The sequence below is a fragment of the Thomasclavelia sp. genome (genome assembly GCF_017889095.1).
Classification (GTDB): Bacteria; Bacillota_I; Bacilli_A; order Erysipelotrichales; family Coprobacillaceae; genus Thomasclavelia.
The window spans coordinates 1-4,746 of record NZ_JAGHEW010000383.1 but is presented as its reverse complement, the minus strand read 5'-3'; the positions used below and the strand labels follow the sequence as shown (position 1 = coordinate 4,746).

Annotated in this window: 4 protein-coding genes and 1 pseudogene; all 5 read right to left on the bottom strand. The window is 31.0% G+C overall.

Annotation, left to right across the window (positions count from 1 at the left end):
* Positions 1–760: glycosyltransferase (locus J7M77_RS16345; RefSeq protein WP_296880486.1), on the bottom strand; the 760-nt coding region annotated here is incomplete at its 3' end.
* On the bottom strand, positions 748–2,118 hold the full coding sequence (wzy, locus tag J7M77_RS16340; RefSeq protein WP_048963515.1) for an O185 family O-antigen polymerase: 1,371 nt from the start codon (positions 2,116–2,118) through the stop codon (positions 748–750). The genes wzy and J7M77_RS16345, both read right to left, overlap by 13 nt.
* 770 nt (positions 2,119–2,888) lie before the next feature.
* Positions 2,889–3,494, bottom strand: a complete 606-nt coding sequence (locus J7M77_RS16335; RefSeq protein WP_032248835.1) for a hypothetical protein — start codon at positions 3,492–3,494, stop codon at positions 2,889–2,891.
* Positions 3,491–4,309, bottom strand: a complete 819-nt coding sequence (locus tag J7M77_RS16330; RefSeq protein ID WP_224688906.1) for a glycosyltransferase — start codon at positions 4,307–4,309, stop codon at positions 3,491–3,493. The genes J7M77_RS16335 and J7M77_RS16330 overlap by 4 nt, the downstream gene beginning before the upstream one ends.
* A gap of 160 nt (positions 4,310–4,469) precedes the next feature.
* A pseudogene (galF, locus tag J7M77_RS16325) lies at positions 4,470–4,746 on the bottom strand (UTP--glucose-1-phosphate uridylyltransferase GalF); the annotation flags it as partial.

Here is a 4,746-nt window from a genome sequence, read left to right as displayed (position 1 = left end):
TTTTAATTTTTAAACGTCTTAACATCATTAACCTAAACAGGTTATAATTCTTTGTATCATTGTACATTATATTCTTATATTTAAAATAATACTTCCGATATGCCACATAATCTTTAATATTCTTGGTTATTCTAACACCTTCATGAGAAACATCCATATAATAAGTATTAGCGTTTAACCTCCTGGCACTCCCATAAACTTGAATAAGTTTAGTCCAAACATCTTGATCTTGTAACCGTTTAAAATCAATAGAAAATCCTCCAACTGATAACAAACGCTCTCGCTCAACTAAGATCTGGTTACCAGCTTCATTTTCCTTGAGTATAGTTTGTAAATCAATGATACATTCTCTTTGAAATCGTGCATGATTATTTGTTCCAGTCACTATTATATAGTTATCGCAGATAAAGGAAAATTCCTTGTTATAATGATTAACCAGAATCTGTAACCTATCTTCTTTGAAATAATCATCATCATCCAACCCTGTAATGAAGAAACCTTTTGCATGCTTTAATCCTCTATTTCTAGAAAAATTAGCCCCCATATTTCTTGGGTTTTTCTTATATATAAAATTCTTAATATTTGGTGTTGCTACTTCTTGCAATTCTTTTATAATCAAGTCAACTTCATAACTAGAGTTATCATCGATTACAATTAATTCTATTTTTGAATAAGTTTGATTAAATACTGACAATATTGCTCTGCGCAACAGCAAAGGGCGATTATAAGATGTTATAAGAACGCTTACTAATTTTTCCATTTCTTTTTCAAAACCATCAACAAAGTAATTATAACCAAAGAATAGATCCACAGCGGGAATATGCCATTAAGCCCTGCTCTTGGTAAAAAGCCTATCCTATATGCTGTTATAACTGATAATGCAGTAATATAAAGCCCCTTAGAGTTGCCTCTATTTTCTGCTAAACTTAAAAATACCCCAAATAAGCAAGCAACAATAATCATAGCTCCAACATTTTTATTACACAACAAAACTATATCATTGACAAAACTCCAGCCAACACCATAACCACTTTTGAATAACGCTGGATTTAATAAATCGGATAGATACGCAGAAGAGCTATTGTATAATATAGTGTGTTCTGCAAACATGTTATATATAGCATTAGCCCCAGGGATAAAGTTTTGCGCTAATAAATAGACAGGGAAATTATCTATATATTTAGTGAAATAGATGACATGTAATGTCACTCCTTGTTGAAATAAGAATGAGAAGTAATGTTCGAACAAATTTATATTTGAATTACTATAATCCGCTCTGAATAATAACAATGTTTGGGAGAAAACTATAGCAATACCACCTATTATAACTAACCTAAGGAGGGGTATTTTCTTAATGTACTTATTTCTATACCAAAGATAAAATAAAAAGAATGATAATAATGGACCTCGCTGACCGATTAAAGCCAGCATTAAAGAGTTCATCAATAAAACGCACAGATAAAAATTAGTATTCTTTTTATTGTCAGTTGATATTGATATAGACAAAAAAACAGTCGCTATCGTAATTCCTAAAGAATAAAGATTCGGTATAATACTTCCTTTCTCCAATAATTCTAAATTTTTTGTATAAAATGAAAGATACCCGCCTGAATTTACTGCCTCTAAACCTGAATATATATATGGAAAAACAAGGCAACCGACCAAAAATAAAACTGGTCCATTAGGCAACCTCAGATTATATGTTACTACATTGACGTTTTTATTCTTATTTTCAATACATTGAGTAAAAAAATATCCTAAAAGAATTGAATATATTATTATCCCAATCGTCAATAACAAATTCACAGAATCAAGTGAACTTATAGTCGTGGTATAAAAAAGCGTTACTGTATAGTAATCCATTTCAGAGTATAATAAATATGAAAATATGCGCCCAAAAATAAATATACTTATTGTCATTATAAAAAGCGATATTATGCTTAGTACCCCTGATAAAAGTGCCGTTTGTAAATATGCAAATGCTATAAATAAAAAACAACTTATTGCTAATGTGTAATAGTCAACACTAACAAAACCGGCCTCATTTAATAGATAACCAACAATAAAAAAGGCAATAATAATAGAATCGACGAATACTATTATCGCAGAATTATTCATTTTATTTTTTCCATAAAAATATCATAAGCCGATAAACAAAGTAGTATAAAGACATTACCATTATTAATAGACTAAGCTCAGAAATGCTATTTAAGTATACACATAATGAGATAAAGAAAATAAAAAGATAATAGCGGCATCTTAACAATGAATGATTTTTAAATAACTCTCGCTGAAAATAATACAGCTCAAATCTTTTCTCACCACACCTCTCGATCACATTTATAATTGAGAAACATATTGTAAATATTATTATGCTACGTAAATCCCCTGTACAAACAACTAATGGTGAAGAGTACCTGATTGTAACTAATATAAAATGCAATAAAAGATTTAATCGATTTCTTATTGAATTATATATCGCATACATCGGGATAAGTAACCATGGATACCAGAGAAACTCTCCACCTAACTTGTAAACACAAAAAGTGACAACAACAGATACAAATAATCTAAAGATATATATTGTTTTTTTATTACCCTCATAATAGCGTATTTCTTTTTCAGAAAGCCGCAGAGTAGGTTTTATTTCTTTTTTTATTGTTTCTGCATCATTGTAGATATATCCTAATTCATACAGATTATATGTTAGTACTATAGTTAATCCCAGTTGTCCCCATAACTCAACACTCTCTTTAGTGCTTTCAAATAAAAAAAACAGCAACAAAACTGGAAATAGATAAATTAGACACCAAGAAATTGTTTTAGCACGCGTTTTAGTTCTTGTTTCAATAAAATATAAAAATGGAATATAAAATTTGCACCACATACTACACCTTAATTATTTTTTCAATGCCATTTCCTACCCAATAGACAACTGCTTTTTTATTATTAGCCACAGCTATGGCCACGTCGCATTTTTTCATCATATTAAGATCACCAAAATTATCACTTATCATTGTGAATGATTTATTAACATCCCTAGTTATATTTATAATATTTTCCTTATTATTTAATAAATCCACTTTTATCTTCCCAGTTGCCACACTATCAAGATAATCCAAGCAAGTAGCATAAAAACCATTATAGTTAAGTTCTGAATAAAACTCTTCCGCGATGAAATCAAGCGTTGCTGAAACTATATATATCTCATCAAAATCTTCCTTTTCAATTAAATTTAATACCGCGTCATTATAATGGCATTCTTTCACAAATATTTTAGCTTGTTTTCGCAGCATAGTTTTGGGAACACCTTTAAGTTTTGCTATTGCCCAGCGTCTTAAAAGATCAAATTTCGTGAATTTATAAATTAAATATAAAGAAATAAAAATAAGAGATTTCCTTCTGACATAATCAAATCGTTCAAGAAAAGCAAAAGTCGTATTTTCTTTAACCAAAGATCCACATAAATCCAATAATAGAATTTTTTTCTTCATTTGCGTAATAACTGATTATAGATAGATGATAATAATCGTTTAGGTAATAGCCTGACTAATGAACGACCTAAAAATATTAATTTTGCACTTACCCCTTTATTAATGCCTAAATCAACAATAAGTTTATAAAGTTCATATTCACTTTTGATATATTTTAATCCTTTTCTTCTATTGATCATTTCTTCGCCGGCACGCGCTAAAACTAATACATCATTAACATTATCCATAGCGAAACCTGCCGCATAACAACGAAGCCACAAGTTATAGTCTTCCATAAGATAATGGTGCTTATAACCACCAATCTCAATAATTTTTTGTTTTCTAAACATTACAGTCATGTGATTAAAAGGATTTCGTTTTGCTATTGTTTTACTAATATTATCATAACCACATGGTACTTTTTTTAATTTACGTATATTGTTTTTTTCTGTAAACTCATCGACTGCCCCGCCAATTATTACTAATTCCGGATTACGAATAAACATCTTTATTTGTTTTTCGAATCGCTCAGGTAGACAAATGTCATCAGTATCCATTCGTGCGACCAAGTCATTCGAACATGCCTGTAGGCCAGCATTTAATGCCTTACCTAATCCAACATTCTCATTGAGTTCCACTATTTTTAAAGGCAATTCTCTATCCCATTTTCTAACTACTCTCCATAATCCATTACTGATCGGACCGTCAATAACTGCAACTACTTCATCGATCATTGTTTTTTGTATCGCAAGACTTTTAAATGCCTCATCAAGATAAATTTCGTTTTCTTTAAAATATATAGATAATAAAACTGATATTTTTTCTATCTTTTGCACGCTACCGCCCTTGGCTTAACAGCTACCAACACACTCAAAAACCAACGCCACATTATTTAAATACTTGTTAATATTTAAAAAACTAAGACGATAATGAGAAAATGCTTCATAATTTTCATACTACCGTCTATTTCCGCTATTAAACTAACGCAAATCTTACTTATTTTAGCAAAGTATCTTCAATGCCTTTACGGAACTTCGCCCCTTCTTTCAGGTTGCGTAAGCCATACTTCACAAACGCCTGCATATAGCCCATTTTTTTACCGCAGTCGTAGCTTTCACCAGTCATCAGCATTGCATCAACGGACTGTTTTTTCGCCAGTTCAGCAATGGCATCAGTCAGCTGAATACGCCCCCATGCACCAGGTTGAGTGCGTTCAAGTTCCGGCCAAATATCGGCAGAAAGCACATAGCGACCAACGGCCATGATGTCTGAG

Coding starts and splice junctions, on each gene's coding strand:
- wzy (WP_048963515.1), bottom strand. CDS start 2,118: ATGAATAATTCTGCGATAATAGTATTCGTCGATTCTATTATTATTGCC.
- J7M77_RS16335 (WP_032248835.1), bottom strand. CDS start 3,494: ATGAAGAAAAAAATTCTATTATTGGATTTATGTGGATCTTTGGTTAAA.